The 14224-nt window shown below is 50.0% G+C and carries 13 protein-coding genes and 1 pseudogene; 10 read left to right on the forward strand and 4 right to left on the reverse strand.

Annotated features, from left to right (window positions below; genetic code table 11):
• The first annotated feature begins 63 nt into the window (after positions 1 to 63).
• Positions 64 to 738 carry a rhamnogalacturonan acetylesterase gene (locus tag KZ483_RS29120; protein ID WP_220353405.1) on the forward strand — a complete coding sequence of 225 codons (675 nt, stop codon included), beginning with the start codon at positions 64 to 66 and terminating at the stop codon, positions 736 to 738.
• Between the two features lie 82 nt (positions 739 to 820).
• On the opposite strand, the gene KZ483_RS12275 is transcribed toward KZ483_RS29120, so the two are convergent.
• Positions 821 to 1402: an NAD(P)H-dependent oxidoreductase gene (locus tag KZ483_RS12275; protein WP_220352904.1), complete on the reverse strand. Its 582-nt coding sequence runs from the start codon at positions 1400 to 1402 to the stop codon at positions 821 to 823.
• A gap of 396 nt (positions 1403 to 1798) precedes the next feature.
• Here KZ483_RS12275 and KZ483_RS12280 point away from each other — a divergent pair, with 396 nt between their 5' ends.
• A complete protein-coding gene (locus KZ483_RS12280; RefSeq protein WP_220352905.1) occupies positions 1799 to 3376 on the forward strand; it encodes an FAD-dependent oxidoreductase in 1578 nt (525 codons plus the stop codon).
• Between the two features lie 15 nt (positions 3377 to 3391).
• Complete coding sequence (locus KZ483_RS12285; RefSeq protein ID WP_220352906.1) at positions 3392 to 4372, forward strand: ROK family protein; 981 nt, start codon at positions 3392 to 3394, stop codon at positions 4370 to 4372.
• A 13-nt stretch (positions 4373 to 4385) separates the two neighbouring features.
• Here the strand turns inward: KZ483_RS12285 and KZ483_RS12290 are convergent, their stop codons facing one another.
• A complete protein-coding gene (locus KZ483_RS12290; RefSeq protein ID WP_220352907.1) occupies positions 4386 to 4553 on the reverse strand; it encodes a hypothetical protein in 168 nt (55 codons plus the stop codon).
• A gap of 21 nt (positions 4554 to 4574) precedes the next feature.
• On the opposite strand from KZ483_RS12290, the gene KZ483_RS12295 reads away from it, so the two are divergent.
• Together KZ483_RS12295 and KZ483_RS12300 are read left to right on the forward strand one after the other, a co-directional pair.
• A complete protein-coding gene (locus KZ483_RS12295) occupies positions 4575 to 5507 on the forward strand; it encodes a metallophosphoesterase family protein (RefSeq protein ID WP_220352908.1) in 933 nt (310 codons plus the stop codon).
• A gap of 313 nt (positions 5508 to 5820) precedes the next feature.
• Positions 5821 to 7542: an ABC transporter ATP-binding protein gene (locus KZ483_RS12300; protein ID WP_397376197.1), complete on the forward strand. Its 1722-nt coding sequence runs from the start codon at positions 5821 to 5823 to the stop codon at positions 7540 to 7542.
• Positions 7543 to 7733: 191 nt separating this feature from the next.
• On the opposite strand, the gene KZ483_RS28485 is transcribed toward KZ483_RS12300, so the two are convergent.
• Complete coding sequence (locus tag KZ483_RS28485; RefSeq protein ID WP_258881731.1) at positions 7734 to 8159, reverse strand: RICIN domain-containing protein; 426 nt, start codon at positions 8157 to 8159, stop codon at positions 7734 to 7736.
• A gap of 9 nt (positions 8160 to 8168) precedes the next feature.
• Positions 8169 to 9923, reverse strand: a pseudogene (locus KZ483_RS12305) (rhamnogalacturonan lyase); the annotation flags it as partial.
• 632 nt (positions 9924 to 10555) lie between these two features.
• Here KZ483_RS12305 and KZ483_RS12310 point away from each other — a divergent pair.
• The 5 genes from KZ483_RS12310 to KZ483_RS12330 all read left to right on the forward strand — a co-directional run bounded on the left by KZ483_RS12310 (position 10556) and on the right by KZ483_RS12330 (position 14214).
• Positions 10556 to 11593, forward strand: a complete 1038-nt coding sequence (locus KZ483_RS12310) for a carbohydrate-binding family 9-like protein (protein ID WP_220353406.1) — start codon at positions 10556 to 10558, stop codon at positions 11591 to 11593.
• A gap of 2 nt (positions 11594 to 11595) precedes the next feature.
• Positions 11596 to 12633 carry a glycoside hydrolase family 18 protein gene (locus tag KZ483_RS12315; protein WP_220352911.1) on the forward strand — a complete coding sequence of 346 codons (1038 nt, stop codon included), beginning with the start codon at positions 11596 to 11598 and terminating at the stop codon, positions 12631 to 12633.
• A 205-nt stretch (positions 12634 to 12838) separates the two neighbouring features.
• On the forward strand, positions 12839 to 13114 hold the full coding sequence (locus tag KZ483_RS12320; RefSeq protein ID WP_220352912.1) for a hypothetical protein: 276 nt from the start codon (positions 12839 to 12841) through the stop codon (positions 13112 to 13114).
• Positions 13115 to 13205: 91 nt separating this feature from the next.
• On the forward strand, positions 13206 to 13700 hold the full coding sequence (locus KZ483_RS12325) for an NUDIX domain-containing protein (protein WP_220352913.1): 495 nt from the start codon (positions 13206 to 13208) through the stop codon (positions 13698 to 13700).
• A 40-nt stretch (positions 13701 to 13740) separates the two neighbouring features.
• Complete coding sequence (locus KZ483_RS12330; RefSeq protein ID WP_220352914.1) at positions 13741 to 14214, forward strand: HIT family protein; 474 nt, start codon at positions 13741 to 13743, stop codon at positions 14212 to 14214.
• Positions 14215 to 14224 lie beyond the last annotated feature (10 nt).

Below are 14224 nucleotides of genomic sequence, written 5' to 3' on the forward strand. Positions count from 1 at the left end.
AATGTTCTATCAGGCAATGACGGATGGAATCCGGAACAGACAACATTCTCAAGGGGGTTCACTATGCCGCGAATAAACGTATTTCTTGCAGGCGATTCAACGGTCTCCGGTAACCATGCCGCTCCTATGGAAGGATGGGGAGAGGTGCTGCAGAGCTTTATGAACGGGGAGGCAATAGTACATAATGAAGCTTTCTCCGGTCGAAGCTCCAAGAGCTTTATCGATGAGGGAAGGCTGGCCAAGATTGAAGCCAATATCGGAAGCGGGGATTATCTGCTTATCCAGTTCGGCCATAACGACCAGAAGCCGGATGAGGAGAGACGCACAGAGCCTTTCAGCACTTATAAATCATATCTGAAGCGTTACGTCGACGTCGCCCGAAGCAAAGAAGCGGTGCCGGTACTTATTACTTCCGTGCAGCGCAGGAAATTCGATGAGCATGGCAATCATCTGGACACTCATGGGGATTATCCGATAGCGATGAAGCAGCTTGCCGAAGAATGCAATGTTCCTATCATCGATTTGGATGTCCGCAGCAAAGCTCTTATCGAAAGCTTGGGACCCGAGCAATCCAAATCATTATTCGTATGGCTTGAGCCGGGGGAGTCTCCTAATTATCCGGACGGCATTCAGGACGATACACATTTCTCCGAATATGGAGCCAAACAAATGGCGCGGCTCGTCATTGAGGCGATCGAGCAATTACGCCTTCCGTTATCTGCTTACATACTGAAATAAAATAGAGCAGCCGGGAACATTTCCGGCTGCTCCATTTTGTAATGAAAGGATCTGGCGTTACATTTGAGTCAATCGATTGAGTTCAGAACACTGAAGTTACAGTGTCTTCAACTTGTCTCAATATATCCTTAAGCGCTGCTTCGCCTGCACCGGGGACATTTCCAAAAAGCAAGTGCTCTACCGTTTCAATCCCCGTGAAATCGAAAATACCGATATCCGAGGTGATTTTAAGTCCAGCCGTCATTCCGATTTGATCATAAAATTCTTTTGGCGCGCCGTGGGTGTTAATAATTAGGCCTTTCTTCCCTTTCAGCAATTGATCGATTCCTGCTTCTCCGTATGCATATGCAAAACCATAAGAGAAAACCCGATCTACATACCCTTTCAGAATAGCGGGCAAACCGGTCCACCAAATCGGATAAATGAATGTAATGACATCCGCACGGGTGATAAACTCCTGCTCTGTTTTAATATCCTCCGGAGTCTGTCCGGCTTTCATCGCCGCGGTATCCTGCGGATTCAGTACCGGTTGGAAATCGATGTCGTACAAATCGCGCACAACAACCTCGTGACCTTTCTTTCTCAGTGCATTTACTGTCGTTTCCAATATGGCGTGGTTAAAGCTTTCCGGGTTCGGATGGGCGTAAACGATCAGGTGATTCATGTGTCAAACCTCCATTTGATTTGAAAGTCTATATCGGATTGGCCGTCGTTGAAAAATATGCCTAAACATGGACGACGTGTTATATTTTAACACAACTCGTTATCCATAGACATCCGTCAAGTTATAACAAAGAATATTAAGTTTTCTTAAAACTAATAAGAAATATGTACGAGTCACTGAAGAAAACGGCCAGGTCCGTCGCGGATAAATTATATTAACATGAGACATGGCATAAATCTGGAGGGAACCGATCATCCGCGATCGGTTCTTTTTTTTTATCCGGACAGTCTCCTCTTAAAGTTAAATGGATATTTCCTTTTATTGTTCATAAAATGGTGAAGTGAAAGTTCAGCGAGTGATACGTTGTGTTCACCTTGAATATGTTAAAGAAAGGCGATGCGAATGAGAGAATCGGCTGACGTTATCGTGCTTGGCGGAGGGCTCGGCGGCTGTATGGCCGCTTTGGCCGTGGCGAAAATGGGTCTGCGCGTTATCCTCACCGAAGAAACGGATTGGCTCGGCGGGCAGCTGACGAGTCAGGCAGTTCCACCGGATGAGCACAAGTGGATCGAAAGCTTCGGCTGCACCCGAACGTACAGGGAGTTTCGCGATCGGGTGCGGCAGTATTACAAGGAGAATTATCCGCTTACCGAAGAAGCGAAGCATACAGCGCTTCTAAATCCGGGAAACGGATGGGTAAGCCGCCTATGCCATGAACCGAGAGTATCGCTAAGAGTGCTTGAGGACATGATGGCGCCTTATGTGAGCAGCGGCCGCATCAAGATATTTTATGGTTTTCGCCCTGCCTTGGCGGCTGTGGGCGAGGATATAATTGAATCCGTCACGGTTGAAAGCGGCGCAACCGGAGATGCTGTCATTCTTGAAGGCGCCTGCTATGTGGATGCCACGGAGTGCGGGGATCTGCTGCCGCTTGCCGGCGTGGAATATGTTACGGGAGCCGAAGCTCAGAGCGCAACAGGGGAACCGCATGCCGCTATAACGGCTGATCCGCTGGACATGCAGTCGGTAACGCATGTATTCGCCCTTGATTATTCGGCGGGCGGCGACTTCACGATTGAGAAGCCGGAGCAGTACGATTTCTGGCGGCATTACGTGCCGGGGTTTTCCGGGCATCCTCTCCTGAGTCTATTCATTCCGGACGTGAACACTGAAGATGGAACAAGAGAGATTGCTCTGTTTCCGGACGGGTCGGAACCGATGCCGCTGTGGACATACCGCAGAATAATTGACCGCTCCTTGTTCGCGGAAGGTTTGTATCAGAGCGACATTACACTGGTCAACTGGAGTCAGAACGACTACTTTCTGGGGCCGATTTACGGCGTTCCGGAGGAAGAAAGGCAGCAGCATCTGAAGGGTGCAAGGCAGCTCAGCTTATCGCTCGTCTACTGGCTGCAGACCGAGGCTCCGCGTCCGGACGGCGGAGCAGGATACCCGGGGATCCGGCTGCGCAAGGATGTGCTCGGTACCGGGGACGGACTCGCGAAGTACCCGTATATCCGCGAATCAAGGCGCATCAAGGCTCAATATACGATTACGGAAACCGACGTAAGCAGGGAGCTTCGGGGAGAGCTGGGCATACGGCGCTATGAAGACAGCGTTGGGGTCGGCAGTTATTACCTTGACCTGCATCCGACTACGGTTTCAAACAGGAAATTTTACATTCCAACCGTTCCCTATGAGATTCCGCTTGGAGCGCTACTGCCTGTGCGAATGAGAAACATGCTTCCAGGCTGCAAGAACATCGGTACGACACAAATCACGAACGGTTGTTATCGTTTGCATCCGACGGAGTGGAATATCGGCGAATCCGCCGGTTATTTGGCTGCGTATTCGATCCTGAATGACATTTCACCGCATGAGGTACGTGCCTCAAAACAGCATCTTGAAGCATTTCTGGATTTGATCAGGCGTCAGGGGATCGAAACTCACTGGCCCGAAGGGATGGAGTTCTAGGGAAGGGGAGCCGCGGTGGAATATGCAATCGGGGTCGATATCGGCGGAACGAAGATCCAATTTGCGGTCATCGACAGAAACGGGATCATTCACGACCGGGACATTGTGCCGACGGAAGCGCAGAATGGAGCGCAGCAGGTAATGGATAAAGTGCTGGACGGCATCGGCCGCATGCTCAGCCGCCAGGCTGGTACTGAGGTGTCCACCGGTGAAACCGGAAAAGCCGGAGAAGCCGGGATCGCCGGTATCGGAATCGGAAGCGCCGGGCAAATCGACTTTCATTCAGGCTCGGTCGCTTTCGCGGTCGATACTCTTCCCGGCTGGACGGGGATGCCGATCAAGCGAATGGTGGAGCGGCGCTTTCTGCTGAAGACTTATGTCGACAATGATGTCAATGTCATGGCAATTGCTGAGAAATATTACGGCATTGGCAAAAGTCTTAACAATTTCATTTGCCTTGCACTCGGGACGGGAATCGGCGGTGCGATAGTGGAGGCCGGCGTTCTTGTGCGAGGGGCTTTCGGCGGGGCGGGAGAGCTGGGGCATGTATCTGTGGATTTCAACGGCCCGCGCTGCAGCTGCGGCAATTACGGGTGCATTGAATTATACGCGTCAGGCACCGGAATAGCGCGAGTATCAAGGGAGCGCATTAAGGCTGAAGGGTGGGAGGTCGAATGGACTTCCGAGCCCCGGAGCATCATTCACGCCTGGATGCAGGGCGATCCTTATGCGGCTCAAGTGATGGACACTGTCACCCGTGCGCTCGGTTCTGCAATAGGCGGCTTCATTCATACGTTTAATCCTGAGGCTGTCATTATCGGAGGAGGCTTATCCGAAGCGGGCGGTTTGTTCTTGGCGGCAGTTGAGCGGGAAGTGGATGCCCGGACTTCACCGGGCATGAGGAAAGCGTGCCGCATTCTTCCCGCTTATGTCGGTGCGGACTCGGGAGTAATCGGAGCGGCTGCCCAGGTATGGCATTACCAATGCACTCTATAAGGAGAGGTGTGTCCTAGATCAAACCCGGTGGACCACCTAATCTTGATTTCAACAGCGCTTTCGTGCGTCTGTGAAATTCGTATCGCTTCAGTCTGGAGAATGCCTCTTTAAGATCGCCAAGTGTAAGCGTATACTGGAGATAGCGGCCAATCTGCGCAAGAACGCGCCACGACGCCAGCATGGGAACCGGAGGGTGAAACGTTTGGCGAACACACTGCGTTACAAGGAAGACGGCACGTTCAAAATCGTTCAGTTTACGGATTTGCACTGGGAAAACGGAGGCAAAAAGGATGGGCTTACGCGTGATCTGATGGTACAGGTAATAAATGAGGAACACCCTGATTTGGTCGTTTTTACAGGCGACATGATAGAAAGCCAAGCCTGCATAGACCCGAGACGCTCTTTCCGACAGGCAATTGCGGCGGCGGAATCAAGCGGGACGCCGTGGGCGGCCGTATTCGGCAATCATGATACCGAGGCCGGTATAACTCGGGAGGAGCTGATGGCTGTCCAGCTTCAATGCGATCACTGCATTACGGAAAGCGGCCCGGAGAATATAAGCGGCATCGGCAATTTCGTGGTGAGGCTGCTCGGCAGGGATGAGATCACTGATAAAGCATTGTTCTTTCTTGATTCAGGCAGTTACGGGAATACCTGCGCCGGCGGCTACGCTGCCATCGCACGAGACCAGATCGAGTGGTACGTGCGGGAATCGGAGGCACTTGCGTCCGAACGCGGCGATATTGTGCCTGCGCTTGCATTTTTTCATATTCCTCTTCCGGAATACCGCGATGTGTGGGAGCTTGCCACTTGTTACGGCAGCAAATATGAGGAGGTTTGTTCGCCTCATCTCAACTCCGGCATGTTTGCCGCGATGGTGGAGACGGACAATATCATCGGCACCTTCGTCGGCCATGACCATATTAATGATTACATAGGCGAGCTTTACGGAATCCGGCTCTGCTATGGCAGGCAGACCGGCTACAATAATTACAGCCGGAGCGGATTTACACGCGGTGCCAGAATCATCCTGCTGGAGGAAGGAAAAAGAGATTTCCGTACCTGGCTGCGGCTCCACGACGGTGAAATGATTTATGAGCAGTCCGAGCATCGGCCGGAGAAAAGAAAAGGATAGACAGTTATAAGAAGGCAGGCGGCTTGAGCGGGTGTAATGTCCGTTCAGCCGCTTTTTCAGTTTAAAAAACCTTTCTCGCTTATAAGGACCGTTGCAGCTGTTATTACCGGAATAGCCGTGGTAAAAAAGATTATAGTCAATTTATAATTTGTTTGCTTGATATGGTGATGCTACCATGAAGGTGAAATAAGACGAATGGAGTGATATTGATGAAAAACAACTATACCAAATCCGTGAAGATGAACGGCTGTCTGATTGCTGTGAACACAATAAAACATAAGGGAAGCATAAATTGGAGGCATGCTGCGTGGAAATGTTCAAAAAGTTTCTATCCTACTATAAGCCTTATAAAAAGGTGTTGATCGCAGATTTATTCTTTGCATCGCTGGCTTCGATGGCAGTGCTGGCATATCCCTTGCTGGTAAATCAAATTACGACAAACGCACTAAGTGACGACGGAATCGCTGCAGGCTTTTTAATAAAAATGGTAGGGATTTTTCTGTTCCTCATGGTGGTGGAGTATGTCAGCAACTTCTATACGGACTATTATGGGCATGTAATAGGCGCGAAGATGGAGTGTGATATGCGAAACGACTTGTTTCAGCATTTTCAAAAGCTTTCGTTTCAGTATCACGACAATGCCAGAACAGGGCAGCTTATGTCGCGTTCAACAACCGATTTGCTCGATATATCGGAGCTTGCGCACCATGGACCGGAAGATACGGTAATTTCTTTGGTCAGAATAGTAGGCTCGTTCGTTATTTTGGCAAGTATTAATTGGATTCTTACTTTAACGATTTTTTTAATTCTGCCTGTAATGATTATTTTCGTATACCACTACAGCTTAAAGATGAAAAACGCGCTTAAAAAGAACAAGGAACGTATAGCAGACATCAACACGCAAATCGAAGACAGCCTCTCCGGCATTAGAGTCGTGCAATCGTTTGCCAACGAAGAGATCGAAATGGATAAATTAAGAAGCAGTAACCGCCGTTTTCTCGAAAGCAGGAAGAACGGTTATTTGGTTGAGGCATTGTTCTTCAACGGCTTGACCGGGTTCATCTCATTTATGAATATTTCGGTTGTTGTCGCAGGCGCCATTCTTATAAGCTATAACCGGCTGCAGCTGACTGAGCTGATTACCTTTCTGTTATATATAAACACTTTAATCGACCCGGTGAAAAGGTTGTTGAACTTTACCCAATACCTCCTGAATGGTGTGGCTGGGTTTGAACGTTTTGCGGAAATATTGGCGGTTCAGCCTGATATTACAGATGCAAAAGATGCCGCAGTATTAAGCGGTGTTAAAGGCAAGGTGGAATTTGAAAATGTAGGCTTCCAGTATGCCGGCGACACGAATGATGTGCTGAGCAATATAAATATTACGGCAAATCCCGGTGAATATGTAGCGATTGTAGGATCATCCGGAGTTGGGAAAACGACGCTTTGCAGTCTGATACCGCGTTTCTATGACATAAGCAGGGGTGCAATTAAAATCGACGGGACGGATATAAAAAGCGTGACATTAAAATCATTGCGCGACAATATCGGGACCGTACAGCAGGAAGTGTATTTGTTCTCAGGAACGATTAAAGAGAACATATTATATGGGAGACCCGGGGCGACAGATGAGGAAATTGTAAAAGCTGCCAGGGATGCAAATGCCCATGAATTTATAATGGGGCTTCCGGGCGGCTACAATGCTTATATCGGACAGCGCGGCGTTAAGCTTTCAGGCGGTCAGAAGCAACGCATAAGTATAGCACGGGTATTTTTGAAAAACCCTTCGATCCTTATCTTTGATGAAGCGACCTCCGCCTTGGACAACGAGAGCGAAAGGGTGGTGCAGGAAAGCTTCGAGAGATTGTCTAAGAACCGCACAACCTTTGTCATTGCCCATAGACTGTCCACCATCAAGAATGCGGAAAGGATTATCGTGCTTTCAGAACACGGGGTTGCAGAAGAAGGCACACACGAAAAGCTGTTGAAGCAAAACGGGATATATGCCAGGTTATATAACATGCAATTTAATTAAGTGGATGGAGTGATTTAATTACAGATCGAACTGGATGATTTAACAGGGCCTGCCGTGGCCGCATTAATCGGAGAACATCTTCAGGGTATGGCTCTGCATTCCCCGCGGAAAGCATACATGCCTTAAAACTTGAGAAAATTACGGTAAAATGGGTGCGCATGGCTGCGGGTAGCCATGCGCACTGCCGCGTCCTAAGGCTTAACGAGCCGCCATTTCTGGTTATCGCCGCCGTTATCGGTCCAAATCTGCACGTTGGTTCCGTCTGCCGTTCCTTTGGCGTAAACATCGAGCGCCTTGCCGCTGAGGCTGCTGATCAGTCTGTGAGATCCATCCGGGTTGGCGACGATTTTCCAGCGCTGGCCAGCGCTGCCATTGTCGGTCCAAATCTGAACATTGGTGCCGTTTGCCGTTCCCCCGGCATCCACATCGAGCGCCTTACCGCTTCGTACGTTAATAAGCTTATAGCTGCCTTCACCGATCGGAACGATGTTCCACAGCTGGTTATCTCCGCCGTTGTCGGTCCAAATCTGCACGTTGGTTCCGTCTGCCGTTACTCCGGCGTAGACATCGAGCGCTTTGCCGCTGCTCGTGTTCAGCAGCTTGAAGGTACCCTGGATGCCGGCCGGATAGAGGTCCGGTTTCGGTGGCGTAGACATCCCGTCGCCAAGATAGAAGCCGGTGTGCGGCGGCTGGTTGTATCCGACATTCTGCCAGGCGATGCCGAGGCGGTAGATAGGATCGTGCATCAGGGTACGGATACGATGATTCGTGACCTCCGTTGTCGTATATATGCGCAGCGCAGAGCTATCGGCGGTGCGCCAGACCGCTTCCTCCCGCCAATCGCCCAGAATATCGGCCTGAAGGCTTGGGTTGCCCTTGGTTGTGTTGTTGGAAGCCGTCCCGGTTGCAGTAAGCAGCCTGTCAGTCTGCTGCAGCTGGTAATTCCATTTGGAGATAGTCCCATTGCCGCCCGATCCCGTATGATCCAGAAGCTCGCGAAGCAAATCGCCGTCCCACCATATCCCGAAATTGATAGAGGAGGGGATCGTACTGCCGATCTTCTGTCCCTTAACGGTATTCAGGCCGACGCCGTTCGAGGCCCAGAGCTCTTCGCCTTTGTATCGGGGGTCGACGTCCGCGGCCATTCCTCTGCCGGTATCGACGCCCGTGAATACCCCCCAATAGACTTGGCCGCTTGCCGCATTATGAATTTCCGCACCATACTGGGCTGCTTTTTCTTCATTCACCTTAAACACCTCAAGCCCCGGCCTGTCGGGATCGAGATCGCCGAAATGCATCGCGTCGCCGTGCCCAAGCCCGGTTGAGTAAAGGCCGGATCCGCTATCGTCAACCGCCATCGAGCCGTACAGGATTTCATCCTTGCTGTCGTTATCGACATCCCCGACGCTAAGGTTATGATTGCCCTGACCGGCGTAACCGCTGTTACCGGAGCTGTTCGAATCAAACGTCCACAGCTTCGTGAGCTGGCCATCCCTCCAGTTGTATGCGGCAAGTACAGTGCGCGTATAGTAGCCGCGAGCCATAACGATGCTGGGCCGCTGGCCGTCCAAATAAGCGACGGCCGCCAGAAAGCGGTCGACGCGGTTGCCGTAGCTGTCCCCCCAGCTGGAGACGGTTCCGCGAGGCGGGTCGTAGCTGACGGTCGAAAGCGCCTCCCCGGTAATACCGCTGAATACGGTCAAATATTCCGGCCCCGACAGTATAAAGCCGTCCGAATTTCGATAGTCGGCGCTTGCATTTCCGATTGTTACCCCCTTCCCGTCAACTGTGCCGTCGGCTGTTTTGCAGACGACTTCCGCTTTACCGTCGCCGTCGAAATCATAGACGAGAAACTGTGTGTAGTGGGCGCCGGCGCGAATATTTCTGCCGAGATTAATCCGCCATAGGCGGGTGCCGTCGAGCCGGTATGCGTCCAATATGGCCGGGCCGGAATAACCGAACTGGGAATTGTCCTTGGAATTGGAGGGGTCCCATTTGACAACAATCTCGTAATCGCCGTCCCCGTCAAGATCTCCGACGCTTGCGTCATTCGCGTTGTAGGTGTAGGAGCCGTCGGGTACGGTACCGCCTGGAGGAACTTGAAGCGGAAGCGAGTAGTAATTTTGCCCCCATACTGAGCCGGTCTCCGAAGCGGGCTGTTCCTGGCTGTTCACTATGGCGCGAACGTTGTAGAGGGAGCTTGCCGTACCTTGAGCATCGAGGTAATTGGTACTCGTGGAAATTGGTGATGCATTAACCTTCGTTCCGTTCCTGTAGAGGTTAAAGGAGACAGAATCGGGATCGGTTCCGAGCATCCGCCAGCTGATAAACACGCCTCCACTGACGCTGACCGCGACTACGCCGCGGTCGAGCGCCTCCATTTGACGGGCTGTGGCCGCCGTCGCATGCTTAACAGGGATATAGAGCGAGCAGACAAGCAGACAACAAAGTAACCAGATAACCGATTTTCGCATCGTTCGAACCTTCTTATACATTACATATTCCTCCTGTTTTCCATAGATTTATGGATGAATTGCAAAGGGATTAAGTAGAGACACCTCCTTATTTGTCAATAATGGAAATGAGAGCGGGAACAATAATTTTTTGGCGAAGCTCAATATCGTTTCGACCAAACCGATGCCGATCGCCATGAATTGTACCAAAAAATTTGACAAGTACATTATCCGATTGGATTGCTCCCGCAAATGTATTTTATGAAATCAAGCGCACCATTCATGACGCTGTCCGGGTCACGGAACACAATAAATTCTGTCTTGAACAGTAAACGTTATTAAAGAGATATATCATATGATGACGATCAATATATTGAAGGTAAATTGAATATTAAGTTATGTAATTTTCATTTTGTTGAAGGAAAACATCATTTTTGATCGAATCCTACTATTATCAAAGCTGCTAAGTCATCGCGAATCGCATGAACAACTTGCGCCGATTGTGGGAACAAAGCTGATAGCATCAGTAAGGTATGCTCAATAAGACAGGAGAGATCAATGTGAATTTAAGTGGGGTACCGGAGCCGAAGCTTGCATTTGCTCCGAAGCATTATATGTGCAGGCGGGCGGCAGAACCGCTTCTACTGGACGGCCGTCTGGACAAACCGTTCTGGGCGAAGGCCGATTGGACCGACGACTTTGTCGATATTGAAGGCGACCTCCGTCCGAAGCCGGGTAAACGTACCCGGGTCAAAATGCTCTGGGACGACGATTGTTTCTATTTTGGCGCCGAATTGGAAGAGGATCAGATTTGGGCGACCTTGACGGAGCGGGACTCGGTCATTTTCTATGACAACGACTTTGAAATCTTCATAGACCCGGACGGCGATTCCCATCAGTATTACGAATTTGAAATCAATGCTCTTAACACGGTATGGGATTTGCTGCTGGTCAAGCCGTATCGCGACGGAGGGCCGGCGGTCAACGGGTGGGATATAAGCGGACTGCGCACGGCGGTCCATATTGACGGCGAGCTCAACCGGCCTGGGGCCGCAAACCGGAAGTGGAGCGTCGAGGTGGCCATGCCTTGGACCACCTTACGTGAATGCGCCCCTGAAGGCAGGCCGCCGGTTGAGGGGGAATATTGGCGTGTCAATTTCTCCCGCGTCGAATGGCGAACCGAGGTTGTCGATGGCAAATACCGCAAGGTTGTGAACCCGGAGACCGGAAAACCGTATCCCGAGGATAACTGGGTATGGTCGCCGATGGGGATTGTTAATATGCATTACCCTGAATTATGGGGTTATGTAATATTCGACGGGGGAGACCGGGGAGAAGCCGAACCATTCCGGCTGCCGCCGGATGAACTGGTGAAATGGGAACTTCGAAAATTATATTACCGGCAGCGCAACCGCTACGCCGAGTGTGGGGAATTTACTGGGGACTCGGCACTGCTCATGGGCGGCGACAGCTGGACGATTTGTCCGACAATTGAAATCACCGGAAGACTGTTTGAAATTTCTGCCCCTTCTGCTGATGAGCGGTCTATATGGCGGATTAGGGAAGACGGAATGCTGTGGAAGGAGAGATCAGTTTAAATATGACACGAAGCTATATTACCGCGGGATACGCTTCGGCCGCTAGCCTGCGTGACTTGACACTGGAGGACGTCAGGAAGCTGTCGCATTTGAACGTAGCGTTCGGGCATGTCCGTGATGATGAAATACGTACGGAACATCTGAGGCCGCATATGAACGAACTGAATCGGCTGAAACAAGATCACCCTGAGCTGACGGTTCTGCTGTCCGTCGGAGGCTGGAGTGCGGGCGGCTTCTCCGAGGCAGCATCGACGGAGGCAGGACGTGGAAAGATGGCCGAATCTGCGGTCCGGGTGCTTCATGAACTGCCGTTCGACGGCATAGACCTCGACTGGGAGTATCCGTGCTATGCGGAAGCCGGTATTGAGGCAAGTCCTAGTGATAAAACGAACTTCACGCTTCTGCTCCGTGCAATGCGGACGGCGCTCGACCGCAAGGGACAGGAGGACGGCCGCCATTATCCGCTTACGATTGCGGCTGGCGCCGACCAGTATTATATTGACGGTACCGAGATGGACAAGGTGGGAAAGCTGGTCGATTTCGTGCAGCTGATGACCTACGATATGCGCGGAGGCTTTCAAGTGCTGACCGGTCACCATACCAACCTGTACACGCCAACCGGGGATTTATTCCGTATCAGTACGGACGCTTCCGTCCGGATGTTTGTTCAAGCAGGCGTGCCCGGGAGCAAAATCGTGATCGGCGCGGCGTTCTATTCCCGGATGTGGAAGCAAGTTCCAGACCGTAATAACGGGCTGCACCAGATGGCGGGCGGCTCCGGCGGCTATGGTCCGGATTACACGTCACTTGCCGCGGAGTATATCGGCAGGAACGGTTTTGTCCGACACTGGGACGACGAGGCGCGAGCGCCGTATCTCTTTGACGGGAGCACCTTCATCTCATATGAAGACGAGGAATCCATTCGTCATAAATGCGATTATGTAAGATACAACGGCCTGGCAGGCATCATGTTCTGGGAGTACGGCTGCGACCGAACGCGCCGGCTTCTGGATGCCATTGATAAAGGTCTTAAGGGTTAGCCGTTCTCAAAAAACATAAGATAAGTTAGGCGCAGCTTGTTTTTAAAAGGCTGCGTCTTTTAACGTTCCTTCCATGATATTCCTATTTACCTTGACAACTACAGGGAATCCGCTTATAAATAGGAAATATTAACCGCTTACATATTGAAGGAGGGCCAATTTATATTAAACCAGGGCACAGCACCAGTGATGAAAGGGTGAACTCATGATTTTATTGAAGAGAATCACCTTCTGGCTCTCATTAATTAGCATTACAATTTGTCTAAATGATATCTGGGAAACTGTTCATGCTCCCGATATCCTTGATATTGGAGTGGGGCCATTTGAGCCATTTAAACATTGGATGCTCGATTTTGATCCTTTTAAACCACCGAGCAGTGCCCTAATCACCGCAAAATTTCCTGGTTATATTGTGCATTTTGCTTTCTTCTGCCTTGTTGGAACTATCTTGGATAATTGTATCCGCTTGTTCAAACGTTAAACGAAAATATTCTACCTGCGCATGCAACAAGAATGGCGGTATCTATATTATGTAAGGGATTTTTGACATTTGAATTCAACGAGGTGATACCGTGAGTATTAGAACTGCAGCTAGGGCAGTGATAATAAAAGATGAGCAATTGCTTGTATTAAGGAGAACTGGCGTCCAAGGAGAATTTTATGTTCTCCCTGGAGGCGGACAAGAACATGGTGAAAGCATCCACGAAACTTTGATGAGAGAAGTATTCGAAGAGGTAAGTTTAAAGGTTGAAATTGTGGAATTGCTATTTATTAATGAGTTTATCGCAAAGAGAGATTCATTGTTTCCTGAATTGGAACCTGATGTTCATCAAATTGATTTTACGTTTTTGTGCGCTATTACTTCAAACAACGAAGCTAAAGTCGGGGAAACACCGGATGTGCATCAGGTTGGCGTTGCATGGATTCCATTGAAAGAGATAACCGACAACAGTTTGCATCCCGCGAACGATGTTAATTTTATTATGGGAGCACCAACTAGGAGTGTGTTATCACAATGGATTTCTAATCACAAGAATGTGAAAACACCAACATTTATTGCAGGTTGAACCGAACTAACGGAATACTGCAAGGGAGTTGTATGAAGAGATGAATGCATATTCACATAAGCCCGAAGGATACGAATGTCCATTTTGCCATGTTGTTTCGGGCATCGAACTACCTCAGCAGGGAACAAAACAGAAAGATATCATTCACCAGAATGAATACATAACAGCCTTTATCGCTAGCAAGTGGTGGATAAACAATAAAGGGCATGTTCTTGTTGTCCCAAATCGACACTTCGAGAACATATATGAACTCCCTGCAGAGTATGCTGTTGAAGTTCACCGAGCAGCTCAACTAGCAGCGCTTGCAATGAAAGGTGCATATGGATGTGATGGAATTTCCACGCGACAACATAATGAGCCTTCCGGCAATCAAGACGTGTGGCATTACCATCTCCATGTTTATCCGCGATATGAGAATGATCAACTTTACCTGATGAATGGTTATCAGACCGATCCAGATGAACGCTCAATATATGCTGAAAAGTTGCGTACTTGGATACGGGAAAATGTGTAGTATGAGGCCG

Origin of the sequence: Paenibacillus sp. sptzw28, assembly GCF_019550795.1 — a bacterium.
Taxonomy (GTDB): Bacteria; Bacillota; Bacilli; order Paenibacillales; family Paenibacillaceae; genus Paenibacillus_Z.

What these genes read in the sequence shown, in the direction of transcription:
- KZ483_RS12290 (WP_220352907.1), bottom strand. Translation starts at nt 4,553, where the DNA reads ATGCTGGCGTCGTGGCGCGTTCTTGCGCAGATTGGCCGCTATCTCCAG.
- KZ483_RS29120 (WP_220353405.1), top strand. Translation starts at nt 64, where the DNA reads ATGCCGCGAATAAACGTATTTCTTGCAGGCGATTCAACGGTCTCCGGT.
- KZ483_RS12320 (WP_220352912.1), top strand. Translation starts at nt 12,839, where the DNA reads ATGATTTTATTGAAGAGAATCACCTTCTGGCTCTCATTAATTAGCATT.
- KZ483_RS12315 (WP_220352911.1), top strand. Translation starts at nt 11,596, where the DNA reads ATGACACGAAGCTATATTACCGCGGGATACGCTTCGGCCGCTAGCCTG.
- KZ483_RS12330 (WP_220352914.1), top strand. Translation starts at nt 13,741, where the DNA reads ATGAATGCATATTCACATAAGCCCGAAGGATACGAATGTCCATTTTGC.
- KZ483_RS12300 (WP_397376197.1), top strand. Translation starts at nt 5,821, where the DNA reads ATGTTCAAAAAGTTTCTATCCTACTATAAGCCTTATAAAAAGGTGTTG.
- KZ483_RS12280 (WP_220352905.1), top strand. Translation starts at nt 1,799, where the DNA reads ATGCGAATGAGAGAATCGGCTGACGTTATCGTGCTTGGCGGAGGGCTC.
- KZ483_RS12275 (WP_220352904.1), bottom strand. Translation starts at nt 1,402, where the DNA reads ATGAATCACCTGATCGTTTACGCCCATCCGAACCCGGAAAGCTTTAAC.